This window comes from Streptomyces sp. NBC_00386, assembly GCF_036063235.1.
Taxonomy (GTDB): domain Bacteria; phylum Actinomycetota; class Actinomycetes; order Streptomycetales; family Streptomycetaceae; genus Streptomyces.
Map to the genome: position 1 here is coordinate 3367619 of NZ_CP107950.1, position 16780 is coordinate 3384398.

14 protein-coding genes are annotated in these 16780 nt (G+C 74.0%); 3 read left to right on the forward strand and 11 right to left on the reverse strand.

Annotated elements, in window-relative coordinates; genetic code table 11:
- Window positions 1–78: 78 nt before the first annotated feature.
- The 8 genes from OG780_RS14575 to OG780_RS14610 form a co-directional block, all read right to left on the reverse strand.
- Entirely contained in the window at window positions 79–1560 is a 1482-nt protein-coding gene (locus tag OG780_RS14575; RefSeq protein ID WP_328458125.1) for an aKG-HExxH-type peptide beta-hydroxylase, read from the reverse strand.
- Window positions 1560–2798: an FxsB family cyclophane-forming radical SAM/SPASM peptide maturase gene (locus OG780_RS14580; RefSeq protein WP_328458127.1), complete on the reverse strand. Its 1239-nt coding sequence runs from the start codon at window positions 2796–2798 to the stop codon at window positions 1560–1562. The genes OG780_RS14575 and OG780_RS14580 overlap by 1 nt, the downstream gene beginning before the upstream one ends.
- 384 nt (window positions 2799–3182) lie before the next feature.
- On the reverse strand, window positions 3183–3728 hold the full coding sequence (locus tag OG780_RS14585) for a hypothetical protein (protein ID WP_328448305.1): 546 nt from the start codon (window positions 3726–3728) through the stop codon (window positions 3183–3185).
- Window positions 3729–4526: 798 nt separating this feature from the next.
- Complete coding sequence (gene fxsA / locus OG780_RS44650) at window positions 4527–4859, reverse strand: FxSxx-COOH cyclophane-containing RiPP peptide (protein ID WP_443062162.1); 333 nt, start codon at window positions 4857–4859, stop codon at window positions 4527–4529.
- Between the two features lie 54 nt (window positions 4860–4913).
- Window positions 4914–8225, reverse strand: a complete 3312-nt coding sequence (locus tag OG780_RS14595; RefSeq protein WP_328448307.1) for an SAV_2336 N-terminal domain-related protein — start codon at window positions 8223–8225, stop codon at window positions 4914–4916.
- A gap of 7 nt (window positions 8226–8232) precedes the next feature.
- Entirely contained in the window at window positions 8233–9261 is a 1029-nt protein-coding gene (locus OG780_RS14600) for an AAA family ATPase (RefSeq protein WP_328448309.1), read from the reverse strand.
- A 157-nt stretch (window positions 9262–9418) separates the two neighbouring features.
- Window positions 9419–11542, reverse strand: a complete 2124-nt coding sequence (locus OG780_RS14605) for a VMAP-C domain-containing protein (protein WP_328448311.1) — start codon at window positions 11540–11542, stop codon at window positions 9419–9421.
- Window positions 11539–11985: a CU044_2847 family protein gene (locus OG780_RS14610; protein ID WP_328448313.1), complete on the reverse strand. Its 447-nt coding sequence runs from the start codon at window positions 11983–11985 to the stop codon at window positions 11539–11541. The genes OG780_RS14605 and OG780_RS14610 overlap by 4 nt, the downstream gene beginning before the upstream one ends.
- Window positions 11986–12138: 153 nt before the next feature.
- Here OG780_RS14610 and OG780_RS14615 point away from each other — a divergent pair, with 153 nt between their 5' ends.
- Window positions 12139–12324, forward strand: a complete 186-nt coding sequence (locus tag OG780_RS14615) for a DUF6104 family protein (RefSeq protein WP_007266501.1) — start codon at window positions 12139–12141, stop codon at window positions 12322–12324.
- Window positions 12325–12362: 38 nt separating this feature from the next.
- Here OG780_RS14615 and OG780_RS14620 read toward each other — a convergent pair whose 3' ends face one another.
- The gene (locus OG780_RS14620) at window positions 12363–13196 is read right to left on the reverse strand and encodes a hypothetical protein (protein WP_328448316.1); all 834 of its coding nucleotides are present in this window, start codon (window positions 13194–13196) and stop codon (window positions 12363–12365) included.
- A 164-nt stretch (window positions 13197–13360) separates the two neighbouring features.
- Here OG780_RS14620 and OG780_RS14625 point away from each other — a divergent pair, with 164 nt between their 5' ends.
- Window positions 13361–14491, forward strand: a complete 1131-nt coding sequence (locus OG780_RS14625; RefSeq protein WP_328448318.1) for a DUF4097 family beta strand repeat-containing protein — start codon at window positions 13361–13363, stop codon at window positions 14489–14491.
- Between the two features lies 1 nt (window position 14492).
- Window positions 14493–15572 carry a PadR family transcriptional regulator gene (locus OG780_RS14630; RefSeq protein WP_328448320.1) on the forward strand — a complete coding sequence of 360 codons (1080 nt, stop codon included), beginning with the start codon at window positions 14493–14495 and terminating at the stop codon, window positions 15570–15572.
- 353 nt (window positions 15573–15925) lie between these two features.
- Here the strand turns inward: OG780_RS14630 and OG780_RS14635 are convergent, their stop codons facing one another.
- Both OG780_RS14635 and OG780_RS14640 read right to left on the reverse strand, forming a co-directional pair.
- Window positions 15926–16513 carry a Clp protease N-terminal domain-containing protein gene (locus OG780_RS14635; protein ID WP_328448321.1) on the reverse strand — a complete coding sequence of 196 codons (588 nt, stop codon included), beginning with the start codon at window positions 16511–16513 and terminating at the stop codon, window positions 15926–15928.
- Window positions 16513–16722, reverse strand: a complete 210-nt coding sequence (locus OG780_RS14640) for a helix-turn-helix domain-containing protein (protein ID WP_328448323.1) — start codon at window positions 16720–16722, stop codon at window positions 16513–16515. Before OG780_RS14640 ends, OG780_RS14635 begins: the two co-directional genes overlap by 1 nt.
- Window positions 16723–16780: the final 58 nt, after the last annotated feature.

A 16780-nucleotide genomic window follows, 5' to 3' on the forward strand; every position in this document is an offset into this window, starting at 1 on the left:
GACGGGCGCGCGGGGCGCGTGCGGCGGGCCTCGTACGACTCGGCCGGCGTGCGGCGCGCCCGCCTCGGGATGCGCGGTTCATTCGCCCGGTGCGTGGCGCCGGTTCCACAGCGCCCGGGCGGCCTGCACGTACGCCGTCGCGCGCGCCGCGTGTCCGCGGGGCGGCGGCTGCTCGGCGAGCCGTTCGTACACCTCGACCATGCGGTCGACGAACTTGCGTCCCCGCACGGTGAGATCACCCGATCCGACGAGCGCCGGCAGGACGGCCCCGACCTGTGCCTGATAGCGCGCGTGCTGCGCCCAGGCGGCGTCCCGGAGGGTGGGGACCGTGGCGGCGAGCGCGCTGCGCTGGAAGAAGTCCGCCAGCGCGAGGTGGGAGTAGGCGCCCTGCAACAGGCCGTCGTACGGGCGTGGATCGGGGCGCCAGGGTGCGAAGTGGCGTGCCGCCGAGCCGGCGTGATGGAGCGTCATCATGTCGCTGAGCGCGGCGAGTTTCGCGTGCTGGATCTCGTGGACAAGGGTGGCCGCGAAGGCGGTCGCCGTCGCCGGTGCGCTGCTGAGGACCGCGCCGAAGGCCTCGCGCCGGGTGCCGCTGCAGCTTCCGCCGGCGCCGCCCGGTACCGAACCGGGCGGGACGGTCAGCGGGACCAGACAGCGCAACAGGGTCACCGATTCCGCGAGCCGGCGTTCGCCGCCCGTCCCGAGGGCCGCGGCGGTGCCCGACCATGTGTGCAGCCAGTGCTTGCGGTCGGCTTCGTCGAGGGCGACCGGACCGCTCAGGGTGTCCGGGCGGGGTCCGCCGCGGGCGGTGCGATACGGGTCGAGGTCGTCCAGCGGTACGGCGGCGGAGCCCGGCACCAGACCGGGCAGCGTGTACGCCGACGTCCAGACGGCGGCCTCCGACCAGGCGCCGGCACCGCTCTGCAGGCGGACGACCACGTCCGCCTCGCCGCGCACCCGGAACGTCAGCCGACCGCGCCGGTGCACGACGGCCACCTCCGTGTCCCCGGAACCGGAGCCGCCCGTGCGCAGCGCGCCGAGCGAGGGCAGCGCCAGCACACCGTCGTGGGCCCTCAGCCGTACCGCGTAGGACACCCCGGCCCGCGCGGCGGCGACGGCGGCGAGTGCCCCGAAGTGGGAGAGCGCGCGGACCTGTTCACGGGCGTCCCGGGTGGGGAGCGGGCCCGTTCCGGCACCCAGAGTGCGCAGGGTGTCCCTGGCCCAGGGGCCGATGAACGGGTGGAGAAGGAGGGCTCGTACGGGGGACGGCGGTGGCCGGTTCCCGGAGGCCGCGTCTCCCCCCGACACCGGAAAGGGGCGGACGGGCCCGTACGGCTCCAGTCGTTCGGCCTCCTCCAGCAGGGACCAGTCCTCGCGCAGTCGGGTCAGCGCGGCGGGGGGACAGACGTCCGGAGCGGCCGACCCGGCCGCGTCGAGGACCGCACGGAGCAGGAGCAGCCGTCGGGTGTGCTGGTCGCGGACGAGGAGCCCGAGGGTCTCGGGGCCGCCTTCGGTGCGGCCGAGTTCGTCCACGGCCCGTTCCGGGACCGCGGGCAGGATCACAGGACGTCTCCTTCGAGGGCGGCGGGCACGACGGGCGCGGGTAAGACGGGCGGCACGGGCGAAGCAGCCGGCGCGGCAGGGACGGGGGAAACGGCCGACGCGGCGGGCACGGGGGAATCAGCAGATCCGGCAGGGGCGGCGCGGACGGCGGAGGCCCCCGCCAGCCTCAGCCTCCGCGCGACGTGGCGGATGAAGCGCTGGAGGTCGGCGCAGTACACCGACGGGTTGGTGAAGCCGTGTCCGGCCCGGTATCGATGCGCGTAGTGTCCGCCGCCGCACACGGTGAGCAGGGGGCAGGCCCGGCAGGCCGCGGCCAGCGAGGCGGCGCCCGCCTGCCGGGCCGCGACGCCGGGGTGGCGCAGGGCCTGGTCGAAACTGTTCCGGAAGACGTCGAGGCCGGTCCTGGCCGCCCCCTCGTAACAGGACTTGAGGGAGTCGACCTGCTCGATGGAGCCGTCCGTCTCCACGACGACGGCGTCGAAGGGCGCGAGGCCGAGGGACTCGGTGACGGCGGGCAGCCCGAGGAGCAGCGCGACGCACTCCTCGAAGAGCCGTACCCGTGTCTCACGTCGCCCGGCCTGCCACCAGCGGTCGAAGACGGCGCACAGCCAGTCGCCGTAGGGGGTTCCCGGCCCCTCCCGGTGCGGTGGGGGCGCGGACCAGTTGCCGTGCGGGAGCAGCAGGTCGAGGGCCGGTGGCCGCAGCGCGAGCAGGGACTCGTACATCTCGACCGGGTCCGTGGTGGGGTCCACGACGGTGAGGATCCCGGCGTACGCCTCCGGATGGCGTTCGGCGATCAGGCGGGCGCCCCGCGCGGCGGCGGGCCAGGACGGGCGGCCGGCGTGGTCGGTGCGCAGCGTGTTGTGCTCGGGCAGGCCGCCGTCCAGGCTGATGCCGACGCGGATGGAGTGCCCGGCCAGGACGGCGAGCCGCCGCTCGGTGAGCAGGGTGGCGTTGGTCTGGACGGTGGCGTGCACGGTGCAGTCGTCCGGGGTCCGGTCGCGTACGAGGCCGGTGAACCGGGCGAGGGTGTCCACGCCGGCCAGCAGTGGTTCGCCGCCGTGCAGGACCAGGGAGAGGGCCGTCACGCCGTGGGCGGCGGCGTGTTCGCCGATCCTCAGCGCGGTCCGCTCCAGGACGCCGGGCGGGGCGGCGGCGGGACGGCTGCGCCAGGTACGGTCGGGGCCTTCGTAGAGGTAGCAGTAGCGGCAGGCGAGGTTGCAGCGGCCGTGCATCTTGACGATGAACTGCCGGAAGGGGAAAGGCGGTTCGGCGACGGGACCGGCACGCAAGGGCCGTTCGGGGTGCGGCGCCGCGGTCACGGTGATCGGAATCGGTGCCGGTGCCGGGGAGGTCGCCTCTGCAGACACTCCGGCACCCCCATGGTGTACGGCCCGGCACCCCCATGGAGTACGGCCGCTCGATCCCACGCCGCGAACCGCGCCACGGCCCCCTGCCCGTACCGGGCGACATTCCCGGCCACGCACCGGTCACAAACACCGGACGCCCGAACTTGTCCGGTTCAACCGCACGGCGGGCCGGAAGTGAGGTCCGCGGCACGCCGGGTGTCGCTCGGCCCTGTGGATGGTCGTAGCGGTCGCGTACCGGGCGCCGACGGCTCAGGAGTACGCGCGCTTGGCTGCCGCGATGGCGTCGGTGACGGCCGTCACCAGTTCACCCAGCGTGCGGGTCTGATTGCTGACCTGGTCGGCGAAAGAGGCCAGCCTCTCCGGCTCGGGAACGTCGGGCAGGGCGACCGGTTCGACGGGGTTCGCCACGCATGCGCGCATCAACTCCGCTACGCGACGGAGACGTTCCGCCAGGCTGCCCGGCCATTGCTCGGCCGCCTGATCGACGTGCAGGATCAGATCGGTCAGGACGGCGAGTTCGGCCACGCTCGCCATGCCGTTCAAGCCCGCCAGCCTTCGCACCTCGAGGCTTGTGACCCTCAAGGTCTCGACAGTGCGGTCGAGTTCCTGGTTGCGCAGGTCGCCCTTGCGCCTCCGTCCGGCGATGACGATGCTCACGATCCCCATCACCAGCACCCCGGCCAGGGAAAGCAGCGCGGGCCCGTAGTCGTAGCCCTGCGCCTGTGTGTCCTGGGCCGCGTCCGCGGGTGTCGGCTCCAAGGGATCGGCCATCACTTCGGCGACGCCGACGGACATGGGCCGCTCATAGGATTCCGTGTCCCCGGTCTGGTGCTGCGGAAGCGCCAACGCGCTGGTGACGGCCAGTACGACCGCGACGGACCGGACCACCCTCAGGGGTCCGCCGTCCCTCCTCGAGCCGGTGAGGGCCCCACGCGACCGGCCGCGGGCCTTCTCCGCCGAAGTGGTCCGCACCCTGTCCGACGAGGACTCACTGTCGACCGCGGACCGGTGGGGAGGCTGGCAGAACATTCGGGCTGAGCTCCTGCCTGGGACAAAGAGGCTGTTGATGGTTGTACGCCGCGTGGTTGTCACGGTCGGAGGCGGGCGAACCGTGTCCGCCGGCCTCCGGCCGTGGCGCCGTGCCACGACGTCCGCGGACAGGAACACCGAGTGGGTGCGGCTGATCCGCCACTTCCGCGAGGACGATGTTCGCGTAAAACTCCGGAAGCGTCTGGATATCCACCGATATGCGACTTACGTCATGGCGGACGGAATGGTGCTGCCGCGTCCACCCGGTGCGTGCCGCCCTCGTGTACGCCGCGGCCCGCACCGAGCGGCAGAGTAGCCCCAACTGCGGGTGCCCGTCGGACTTCTCGGGCGGCGACTTCGATTGACCGGACACCGCGGCCCGACCGAGGAAACTCGCTCGCGCGAGGCGGCCTCACGACGTGTTCGACCCATGGTGGAAGAATTCCTGCGGCCGGGCGCCCGAGGACGCGGCGCCCTCGGCCGGCTCCGGTCCCCGCCGTGGGGTGCGGAGCGTTCCCGGGACCGATCGGGTCGGGTCAGGACCCATCCAGGTCAGGTCAGGCGTCAGAAAGCGTTGTTGAACCCCCACAGGATCTCGCTCGGCTCCCCGGAGCGGGCTCGCAGATCGGCCAGCACCTCGGTCAGTACCGGGTGTTCGAGCGTCCGCAGCTCCGCGAGGTCGAGGTCCAGCAGGTCGGGGACGGGGAGGTCCGCCGGATCCGGTGTCCCGGCCGGGTCTGCCGTGTCCGGTGTCCCGGCCAGGTCGTCCCAGGCGGCTTCAGGGTCCGTCGGCCGTGCCGGACCCGGTGTCGGAAACGGGAGCGGTGACCACGGCGGCCGGTCCCCCGTCGCTTCGCGGTCCCGTGCGTCGTCCCGTACTTCGTCGCGTGCGCCCATGTCTTCTCCCTCGCCTTCCCTGACTCCGCCCCGGCGGCCGCCGGCAGGCGCTCCTCACTCCAGCTCGGCCAGCCGCTGTGCCGTCTGCCGGGCCGTCGGCTCGCCCGTGCTCGCGACACCGTCCGGCAGCCGGGACCACTCGGTCCGGGCTGCCCGGTAGGCCTCGCGGGCGGCACGCGGGCGCGCCGCCGCTTCGTAGGACATACCCCGCCAGTGCTGTGCCCGAGCGGCCAGTTCCACGGCTTCCTGGCGCGTGCGCTCCGTCTCGGCCTCCTCCTCGGCCTCGCGGGCCGACTCGGCCGCGGCCCGGAAGGCGTCGACGGCCTCGTCGAGCCGCGCCTTGCGGCCGAGGCTCTGGTACGCCTCGATCTGGGCCTGTCCGAGTTCCAGCCAGCAGCGGGCGGTGGTGAGCGGTGGGCCGTCCTCAAGGGCCGCGAGGCCGAAAAGGTGCTCGGCCTCCCGCAGGTCGACCCGGTCTCCGCGGGCGCGGTAGCGCAGCATCAGCGCGCGGCCGAGCAGCAGCAGGCGGTGTGCGAGTTCGGTGCTGCCCGCCGGTGTCTCGGTGCGGCAGTCCCGCAGCACGCGGATGGCCCGGTACAGCGATTCGCTCGGTGCGCGTCCGTGGTCCGGCACGGCGTGCCGCAGCAGGGCCTCGCCCCATTCGGCGAGGACGTCCGCGTGCGCGGGGGCGTCCCGGGGCACTCCGCGGGAGGCCTGCTCGAACCGTGCGGCGGCGTCCTGCAGTTCGCGCGGGTCGCCCGTGTCGGCGTACCGGGCGACGTGGATGCGTCCGGCGCGTACCAGCAGGGCGGAGCGCAGCCCCTGTTCGCGGGTCAGGGCGAGCGCCTCCTCGACATGGTCGCGGGCGTCGTCCAGCGCGCCGCCGGACCTCAGGAGCGCGTCGACGAGATCGAGGAGGATGCGGACGCGGGAGGACTCACCGGCGGCGGGCGTGTCCTCGGGGCCCGTTTCCAGAGCGGCGCGCAGGGAGCGCGCGCCCTGTTCCGCGTACAGCCTGGCCTGTTCGTGGTCGGCCGTGGCGCCCGACAGGCGCAGCAGGACACGGCCGTGGGCGAGCGGGAGTCCCGTGGGGCGGCTGCGCCGGTCGGGCCAGGCGTCGGCGAACGCCTCCAGCATGCCGACCGCGCCCTGGAGGAGCGCGCTGTCGCCGCCGAGGCGCCACTGCGCCTCCAGCGCCCGGACCCGCTCCAGGGTGAGCCGCAGGGCCTCGGTGGCGTCCAGTTCGGGCGCGGCGCAGGCCACCGCGTACTCGCGGTCGGCGCGTTGCAGCAGGTCGAGCGCGCCGCGCCGGTCGCCGCGCCGCCTGCGGTCGGTGGCGGCGGCGTGCAGCACCCTGGCCAGGCTGGCCCTCTCGCGCAGGGCGCGGGGGTGCGCGACGGCGCGTTCGGCGGCGGCCTCCGCCTCGCGCAGCAGGTCCGCGCCGCCCTGTACCTCCCACAGCAGCAGTACGCAGTTGGCGTACTCGGCCCACAGTTCCGGGTCGGCGCCGGGGACCGGTTCGTGTTCGGTCGCGCCGCGCAGGAGCTGGACGGCGTCGATGAGGTCCTGCACCATGCCGTCGCTGCCGAACTGGCCGGCCAGTGAGCGGGCCCTGGGCACGGCGGGGTGGGTGGGCCGCCGGCCGGGCGGGCCGTCGGGGTCGCGGGTCGGCGCGTAGGTGGCGAAGTGTTCCGGCAGCGGCATGAATCGCTCCAGTACCCGTGCGGCGACCTCGGCGAAGGGCTGGGGTACGAGGGTGGCGCCGCCGTTGTCGCCGTTCTCGCCCGGATATCCGGCGCCGGGCGAGAACGGCGGTCCGGAGCCGCCCTCGCCGAGCTGTGCGAGCGCCAGGGCGGGGAAGTTGGGGCCTCCCTTGCCGAAGCGGTGCTCGATGTATTCGGAGCAGTGCTTGAGCACCAGCATGGCCTCGTCGAGGCCCAGCGGGGACAGCAGGGCTTCCTGGGCGCCGGGCGCGAACTCGTACCACTGGGTGCCGTCCGCGCCGTACTCCTCGGTCCTGGTGCGTGAGACCAGGCCGCTGAGCAGGACTTCGGCCAGTTCGGCGGGCCCGGAGTCGGGGAGCATGGTGCGCTGGACGAGTTGCATCACGGGGAGGCTGAGCGGGGCCGCCGCCAGATAGCCGGCCAGTCGTCCGGCGGCCTTGGAGGCGTTCGAGCGGAACCGGCTGACCAGTTCGAGCCCGGACATCCGGCGTCCGGGCCGGGTGCTCCGGGCGGGCTCGTGGTGCCTGCGCACCCAGCCGACGGCGCCGGCCACGGGTCCCGCGCCGGCTCCGGACAGCAGGCGTGCCCAGGCGCCGAGCGCGGCGGGCTCGGGCGGCAGGACGGGCACGGGGAGCGCGCCGTCGCGTGCTTCCGGCGGGGTGCCGGCTGGCAGCCGGACCTTGAGCGTGGCGGCGCCCGCGAGGGCTTCGCCGCGGGCCAGTTCGCCGTACGACACCGGAAGCCGGGTGCGGTTCCACATGCGCTGCGGCAGCGGCTGGAGCACGGCGGCGGGGCCGAGCCGGGACAGGTGGTGCAGGAGCCGGTGGGCGTGGCCGCTGTGCCACAGGGGGCCGGCGCAGTCGCTGACGAGGAGGGTGACACGGCGGCCTGTCGGGTCGCTCAGCCGGTCGGCGGAGTGCAGGGGGGCCGCGCCGGGCTCGGGGCTGCGGCTGACGGCGGGTTCTCCGTCCGGGCCCTGGTGGAGATGGCTGACCTGGATGTCCCGGAAGGCGCCGAGCCCGCTGAAGACCTGTTCCAGTTCGGCGAACATCCGGTCCCACACGCGCATGGACGAGGAGGCGTCCATGACGAGCTGGAGGGTGGCGTCGGCCCGGGTCACGCCGCGGAACACCGGCAGGACCAATCCGCCGGCCCGGGCGGTGCGTTCGGCGGTCTCGGTCTCGTCGAGGACCTCACGCAGGGGCGGTGCCGCGGTGCGGTAGCCCTGCAACGGGCGCAATGCGCGCTGGAGTTCGAGGGGGGAGGGGAACGCGGGCGCGGCGGGGACGCCGACCGGCAGCACCGCCGACCGGCCCTGCCCGTAGCCGCGCGGCGCGCCGTCGCGCGGCATCGGGTACAGCGCGACGCGCCGGTCCGTCTCCGTGTCCCGCCGGGCCGGTGCGGGCCGGTCGCCGGGCGGTGGCCGTTCCTCTCGCCGCGTGTCCTGGCGCCCGGCGGCGGGGTCCTCGGCCGTCCCCTTGTGACCGGACGCCGGCTCGCTCCCCCACTCGTTCCCGGTCCGGTCCGTGGGGCGTGACCAGCGCGCCAGCCACAGGGCGTCGGCCAGTTGGCGGGCATCGGGATCCAGCCCGGCCTGCCGTATCCGGGCGATGAGTTCGGCGATCGGGTCGCCGCCGGTCATCAGCGCGTCACCTCGGGCGGTCGAGTCGCTGGATGAGCAGGTCCGCGAGCCGGTCCCGGCTGGGCGGGGCCGCGGCGTCGGTGAGGTAGATGGCGTTCAACAGCTGGTCGGCCGCGACGAGTTCGCTGCGTGAGCGCTCCAGGAAGTGGGTGATCAGATCGTCCCCGGCCCGCGCGGCCTCGTCGCCCAGGTGGGCGCGCACGAAGGTGGCGAGCCGCTTGTGGTCCGGGCGGCCCAGTTCGAGGTGGATGCAGCGGCGCATCAGCGGGGCGGGGAAGTCGCGCTCGCCGTTGCTGGTGAGCACCACGAAGGGGAAGGCGCGGCAGCGCACCCGGCCGTCGCGCACCCGCGCCTTGGTGCCGTCGGAGGTGAGCACCGCGGCCTCGCCGCCGGGCAGCCGGTCGGCGACGCGTTCCAGCTCGGGAATCGCGAACTCGCCCTCCTCCAGGACGTTCAGGAGGTCGTTGGGCAGGTCGATGTCACTCTTGTCCAGCTCGTCGATGAGCAGCACGCGCGGGGTCTCGGAGGGCAGCAGCGCGGTGCCGAGCGGGCCGAGCCGGATGTAGCTGCCGATGCCCTCGACGGAACCGGGGGCGCCGGTCGCGGCCGGGTCGCCACCGTGCGGCGCGGCGAGCTGCACGTCCTGGAGCCGGGCGATCGCGTCGTAGTGGTAGAGGCCGTCCCGCAGCGTGGACCGGCTGACGATCGGCCAGCGCAGGACGTTGCCGAGGCCGAGTTCGTACGCCACCGAGTGCGCGAGCGTGCTCTTGCCCGCGCCGGGGCTGCCGGTGACCAGCAGGGGCCGGCGCAGATAGAGCGCCGCGTTGATCATTTCGAGTTCCTCGGCGCCGGGCCGGTGCAGTTCGGCCAGGTGCCGGTACGCGCCCAGCCTGCGGTCCTCGGAGCCGTCACCGTCGCTCCCGGCGGCGTCCCGGCTCGCGAAGTCGCGCCACGGCGGTGGGGCCGGAAGCCGGTTCAGGCCGTCGTGGGGTTCGCCTGCGCCTCGGTAGATGAGCCACTCGCTGGAATCGGTCATTGCCCAGTCCTCGTCGTCACTCGTCCACCCCGGCAGCCGTCGATCGTCGCCTCACCGTATCGACCCGCGGAGGGCCCCGTAAGGCCCCAAGAGGGGCTCGCAGCAGCCCACTTCGGCCTGGTTCGAGCGTCGCGCGACAGCGGGTCGACCGATGCGGTCATGGCGCCTCCAGCAGGTCCCCGGTCCCGGGCAGGGGCCGGCGCGGGTCGTCGTAGAACAGGGCGATCCCATGGGCCCAGTAGGTCTCCGGCCGGCCCTCGCGCAGCCCGGCCCGCAGGGCGTGCACCAGTTCGGGAAGGCGGTCCGCGCCGCCCGCGCCCGCCACCGTGTCGCCGGCTCTTCGGTGGAACTCGCCGCAGACCGCTTCGGACTGCCCGCGCCAGCGCCGCCACAGGGCGACGCCGTATCCGCCGTGCACGATCCGCACGAGCGCGACCGGGTCGTCCTCGAACCGGTGGTCGCCGTAGCGGCAGAGCACGGGAACGGTCTTGTGCGGCAGGCCGCGCAACGACTCCGCCACCGGTACGGGTACCCGCAACCCGTCCTCGCAGTCGAGGACTTCGGCCTGTGCGCCGTGCTCGTGGATCCACCGCCAGCGGGCCTCCCGCTCGTGCCGCTCCTCGTCGGCGGGGAGCGCCTTTCCGGCCCGGGCGGCCGCGTCGGCGGGCTCGGGAAGCTGTTCCCGGTCGGCGCAGCGCACGACGACGGGCCGGTGGGCGCCGAGCGGCACTTCGTCCGGCCCGAACTGCCAGGTGTCGACGTCGAGTCCGAGCAGCAGATGGGGCAGCGCCACCTGGAGGTCGGCGGGCCGTCCGGGTTCGTCGCACTGGCGGAAGGCTTCCGTCAGGGCCGGTGCGAGGACAGCCAGCAGTTCCTCCAGCGGGGTGCGTTCGCCGTCACGCAGCCGCACCACCTCTCCGGTCGGCCGGCCCACCGAGACGTGCCAGTCGCAGCGGCCCGGCTCCCAGCCCAGCTGCTCCAGTTCGAGCAGGACGAAGAGACGGGGCGCACGGCCGGCGCCGTGCGTGGTGCCGTGCGCCGCCTCTGCCTCCGCCGCCGAGGGGCCACGGGGCGCCAACTGGAGCCGTTCGATCCACTGTTGACCGAGGCGGCGCCGGTACGCGGGGCCCGGACGGCCCTCGGCGGTCTGCCGCACCCACTCCCACAGCGCCCGTTCGGCGGCCCGGGTGCCCGGTGTGACGAAGGGGCGTTCGGCGGACATCGCCCGCATGGCGTAGTCGAGGACGAGGTCGAGGGCGGCGTCCTGGCGGGAGCTCTCGTACAGCGCCCCGAGTCCGTCGCGCCAGCCGCGCGGAGCCGGATGCGGGATCGCCGCCTGGTCGCCCAGGAGGGATTCGAGCAGGCCGAGCAGGGCGCGGGTGCTGGCCGGCGGCGGCAGATCGGCGAGCCTGCCGAGCAGCTGGGTCCGCTCCTCGGGACTGAGGGCGCGGCCGGGCCGGGCGCCGAGCTGGTTCTGGACGTCGGCCCAGGTGCTGCGGTCGGTGTCCGGGTGGCGCTGCCGGTCCCGGTGGTAGCGGTCGTGGGCGTGGAAGACGGCGTGGTACGGATCGTCGTGCTCGGCGGCCGTCTCCTCGGCCGGCACCGGCAGGGACCGTAACTGCTCCACTCCCGTGCAGGTGCCGCCGAGCCCCCGGTCCGTGCGCGACTTCAGGACTCCGACGACCTCACCGCGTACGGGGTCGACGACCGGCCCGCCAGAGACGCCGGGCGGCAGCACGTCGCCGCCGAGGCGGATCTGCTCGTCGTCGGACCAGCCGCCGAGCGTGCCCTGGACCGTGCAGGTGCCGCTCAGCCGGCGCAGCTCCCCGCCGACCACGGACCAGCCCGAGTACAGGACGACGCCCTCCTCGTAGTAGGCGGCCGGGCGTTCGGTGACGTACGCGCAGTCGTGGTCCACCGGCTCGCGCAGCCGTACCAGGGCGAGGTCGGGGGACGGCCAGGTGCCGCGCGCCGGAAGCCCCGCACGGTCGGGGAGGACCGTCGCGACCTCGCCGGTGACGGCGGACGTACCGCGGCCCGGCCCCCTCTCGTACACCACCCGCACCTCGTTCCCCTCCCCGCTCCGGACCACATGCGCGCAGGTCAGAACCCAGTTCGGAGCGATGAAGAAGCCGCTCCCGAGGAACGTGCCGGGTTCGTCGAGGGCATACCCGGGGCCCGCGCGATGGATGCGCACGGTGGCGGCCATGACGAGATCACGCAGCGCACGGTGAGCGTTTCCGGGGCCGCCCGGTGCGCCCGGGGCGTGCCCGTCCGTCATGCTCCGCCCCTGTCGGAGGGGTCGGTGGCTCCACCGTGCGCCGGGGCGCCGGGAGACGCGCCCGCGTGCGGGGCGGCCCCGTCCGTCTCCAGGTCCGGCGGAGCGCCGTTCCAGGTGAGCGTCACGGTGATGCCCGCCTTGGCCTCGCCGTCCGCGAGCAGTCCGACCACCTTGCCGGCCTTCGCCGTCAGCTCGATGCCGAACTCGACGCTGACCTCGTCGGGCCGCACCGCGCGCAGCGGGGCGGCGAGTGAGCGCGCGACGCCGGTGATCACCGCGTGCAGGCTCTCGACCTGTGCCTCGACGCGCTCCGCGAAGCCGACGTCCGTCAGCGACAGCTCGCCGCCGGGATCCTCCAGTTCGTCGGCCCCCGAGATCCGGGCCCACACCGGTGTTCCGTCGGGCATCTCGATCCGTGCGATGCGCGTCACCGCGTCACTCATGGCATCCCCCGTTCCCCCACGCCCCCGTGGTTCGAGCCGACCTTGCAGGCTAGCGGCCGGGGCCCGCGCACGACAGAGGCCCTCCACCGGCCCCCGACCCCGCCTATCCTTTTCCCAGCGTTCCACTTCCCTTTCACCGACGGAGCACCATCCATGTACTTCACCGACCGCGGCATCGAGGAACTAGAGAAGCGGCGCGGCGAGGAAGAGGTCACCTTCGAGTGGCTCGCCGAGCAGCTGCGTACGTTCGTCGACCTCAACCCGGACTTCGAGGTACCGGTGGAGCGGCTGGCGACCTGGCTGGCCCGACTGGACGACGAGGACGAGGACGACGAGTAGGAGCGCGAGCCCGGGGCACCGCTCCCGCGCGAGGACGGTCAGTCGTAGGCGCGCAGGTGGTCGTACGCCAGGCCGAGGGCACCGCGGAGCATCAGGACCGCACCGGCGACGATCCAGCCGCCGCTGTGGCGCCGGATCCCCCAGGCCGTGAGCGGGAGGCCGACGGCGAGCTGGGCCGCGGCGAGGGTGCGGGCCCTCGGGCCGCGCAGCCAGGGCCCGAGACCGCCGCTCTCCACGACGTCGAGTTCGGCGCCCACGGCGGCCCGCCAGCCGGTCCACTCGATCTGCTCGGCGTCCGGCCGGATCCGTACGGCGTCACGGAGCCGTTCCACGGGTTCCCCGGGGTCGATCCCGGCCGGGAGGAGCACCCCCGCGCGCGTGAGGACGGCGAGCAGCCCGCTCACGCGCGTGTGGGCATTGGCCACCGGGTCGGGCTGCGTCAGCGGCTCCAGCACCTGCATGTCGAGCACCGGGTCGAGCCCCAGACGGGCGGCGAAGGTGCGCATCGCCTCGTCCTCGCCGACCGGGGTGCCGTTCGCCAGCCATTCGTAGCCCACGGTGCGGCGGAAGCCCGAGGCCAGGGTGAACCCGCTGCGGTCGGTGTCCCACCACAGCGCGAGGACGGGCCAGGGCGCGCCGACGGCGAGCGCCGCGGCCCAGCCGGTGAGCACGCGGTCGACGGGTTCCACGCCCTCCTGCCAGGGCTTGCCCTCGGGGACCAGCACGCTCCATTCGGGGCCCGCCCCGGCGAGCAGCATCCGCTCGCGCAGCAGGTGGACGGCGGGACCGACCGACTCCGGACGGGCCCGGCACAGCAGCAGGGCGCCGGGGGCCGGACGGCCGTCCCTGGACGCGCCGGAGGGAGTCGACATAGCCCCACTTTAGGGCGAATTGCCCACTTTGATGCACCAATGATCCCCAGAACGGGTGTCTTGACTTTCGATATCCGCGATATATCGTGAATACGAGAGACGCGATATGGCGTGTCGAGCTCGGACTCGTACGAGGGTCCGGTCCGTTCGAGGAGGTCTGCACCATGTCCGAGTGGTCCGTGACAGAGCCGAAGAAGCTCTCCTTCGACGGCCCAGTGCAGACGCTGCACGTGCGCATCGTCAACGGAACAGTGAACGTCGTGGGAACCGACGAGAGTTCCGCCCGGCTGGAGGTGTCGGAACTCGACGGCCCCCCGCTCCAGGTGACCCAGGAGGGCGGCACGCTCACGGTGGCCTACGAGGACCTTCCCTGGAAGGGCTTCCTGAAGTGGCTCGACCGCAAGGGCTGGCGCCGCGCGGCCGTCGTCTCGCTCGCCGTCCCGACGCGCACGCACGTCGAGGTGGGCGTGGTCGGCGCCGCCGCCGTGGTCTCGGGGACGGACGGACGGGTCCAGGTGAAGGGCGTCACCGGCGACACCACGCTCGTCCGCGTCTCCGGCCCCGTGCGCGTGGAGACCGTCTCGGGGAACCTGGAGGCCCAGGCCGTCACCGGCGACCTCCACTTCAACTCGGTCTCCGGGGACCTGACCGTCGTCGAGGGTTCCGGCACCTCCGTGCGGGCCGAGTCGGTGAGCGGCTCGATGATCGTGGACCTCGACGCCACGGGCACGCCGACCGACGTCCGGCTGTCGAACGTCTCGGGCGAGATCGCCATCCGGCTCCCCCATCCCGCGGACGCCGAGGTGGAGGCGAACACCGCGAGCGGCAGCGTCTCCAGCGCGTTCGAGGACCTGCGGGTCAACGGCCAGTGGGGCGCCAAGAAGATCACCGGCCGCCTCGGCGCGGGCAACGGCAGACTGAGGGCGATGACCGTCTCGGGCTCGATCGCCCTGCTGCGCAGGCCCCCGACGGAGGACGAGCCGTACGAGGAGGTCCCCGCACCCCGGGACGCGGCGCCTTCCGCCGGCCCGGAAACGACCGCGGACCCCACCCCGTACGCCACTGCGGGCGGCACGACGGACAACGGGACGGACGGCTCGGCGGACGACACCGCGGGCGACTCCCCGACCGCCACCACTGACGACACGGCGACGGACACCGCTGGCCACTCCGCGACCGCCGCCGCCGACCACTCCGCGACGGACACCGCTGACGGCACACCGGGCGACGCACCGGGCGACGATGCCACCGAGGGCCGGCCGGCCGACTCCTCGACCGACAAGAAGGTGCTCTGACATGGCCCCCGTCTTCGCCCACGGCCGACTGCGCCTGTACCTCCTCAAGCTGCTGGACGAGGCCCCGCGCCACGGCTACGAGGTGATCCGCCTCCTGGAGGAGCGCTTCCAGGGCCTGTACGCGCCCTCGGCGGGCACCGTCTACCCCCGGCTGGCGAAGCTGGAGGCCGAGGGACTCGTCACGCACACCTCCGAGGGCGGCCGCAAGGTGTACGCGATCACCGACGCGGGCCGCGCCGAACTGGCCGACCGCAGCGGCGAGCTGGCCGATCTGGAGCTGGAGATCCGCGAGTCGGTCGCGGAGCTCGCGGCGGAGATCCGCGCGGACGTCCGGGGCGCTGCCGGTGACCTGCGCCGCGAGATGCGGGCGGCGGCCACGGAGGCACGCCACGGCTCCAGGGCCGGCGCCCGGCCGGGGCAGCAGGACGATCCGGCGGGCGGGTCCGGCGGCCCCGACGACTTCCAGGACAGGGAGTCGTGGCGGGCGGCGAAGGAGGAGATGCGGCGCGTCCGTCAGGAGTGGAAGGAACAGGCCCGCCGCGCGAAGGACGAGAGCCGTCGCGCCCGCGACGAGGCGCAGCGCGCCCGCCGCCAGGCCAAGGAGGCCCAGGAGAAGGCCCGCGCGCAGGCCCAGGAGGAGATGCAGCGCATGGCCAAGCACGTCCAGGACCAGGTCCAGGACCATTTCGCGCGCGGGGACTGGCCGACGGGCGTGCGCGAGGGGCTGACCGAACTGGCCAAGGAGTTCGGCGACTTCGGGAAGAACTTCGGCAAGGACCTGGGGAAGGACTTCGGCAAGGAGTTCGGCTTCGGCCGCACGCCGTCCGGAGCGCCCGTGGATCCGGAGTACTCGACCACGCCGGAGGACTTCCCCGCCGAGTACGAACCGGCCTGGGCCCACGAGGACTCCACGGGCAACCCCGCCCGGGACCTCGACCGTCTGCTGGACCGCTTCCGTGACGACATCCGCGACGCGTCCCGCGACCACGGTGTCACGGAGGACCAACTCAGCGACATCCGGAGCCACTTGTCGACAGCGGCGGCCCACATCGGCTCGACGCTGCGAGGCAGGCGGCCGTAACTCCCCGGCGACCCTCGACCCCCCGGCCCTTCCCACCGGCACCGGGGCGACCGGCCGGGCGGGACCACACACACGGCCCCGCCGGCCCGGTGGTCACCCCGGTTGCCACCGGCCGGCGTCGAGCACGGCCCAGCGGCCTTCGCCGGCCCGGGTACACCGGGCCACACGTCGCACCGGACCGCGGATTGCACCGGACCGCACGAGACACACCCGACCGCACGGGGCCCGGTCCGCACGAGACACACCCGACCGCACGGGACCCGGCCCGCACCCCGGCCGGCCTCCGCGCGCGCCGACCGGCCGGCACACGGCACCGACCGGTCGCACCGGTCAGGCCGGTCTGCTCGCGGGGCTCACCCCGCTTCCGCCACACCGCCCTCGTCGGCCACCCCGGCGCCGCCGTACAGCACTCGTGTCACCGACTCGTAGGTGACGCCGTGATCGGCCAGCACCTCGGCGGCGACCCCGCCCCGCAGGGTGATCGCCAGCAGCAGGTGCTCGTCCCCGATGTGCCGGTCCCGTCGCGCGGCAGCGATCCGCAGAGCCCGCACCAGCACGTCCTTCGCCCCCTGCCCGAAGGGCCGACGGCGGGCCCGCCTGCCGTTCCCGCCCCGCCCGCCCGCCTCCAGGGCGCCTTCTCCGTGGGCCTCCTCGATCCGGGAGACGATCTCGGACAGATCGATGCCGAGCCCCGAGAGGGCGTCCGCGTCGGCGCGCGAGAGTCCGCCCCTGCGCCGCGCCTCGGCAAGGTCCCGCTCCAGGGACTCCCGGAACCCGGACTCCCCGAGCGAGGTCAGCGCGAAGGAACCCCGGCTGCCCTCCCGGTCCAGGAGGGACAGCAGCATGTGCTCCTCCTCGACCGTCTCGGCGCCCACCCGCCCGGAGTGCGACACCGCGCCCTCGACGACGGCACGCGCATCCTTCGTGAAGCGTTCGAACATCACTGCCTCCCGTGCTTCTTGTGCACTGCCTGCCTGCTCACGCCGAGTTCCGCGGCGATCTCCTGCCACGACCAGCCCTGATGGCGCGCACTGCGCACCTGTACCGCCTCCAACTGCTCCAGCAGCCTCCGCAGCGCGGAGACCGCCCGCAGCCCGATCCGCGGATCGCGATCACCCGCGCGCTCGGCAAGATCCGTTGCTTCGGTCATGATGTCAACCTACGTTGACACTTCGCCCTTGTCAACCAAAATTGACACCGCCCCGACG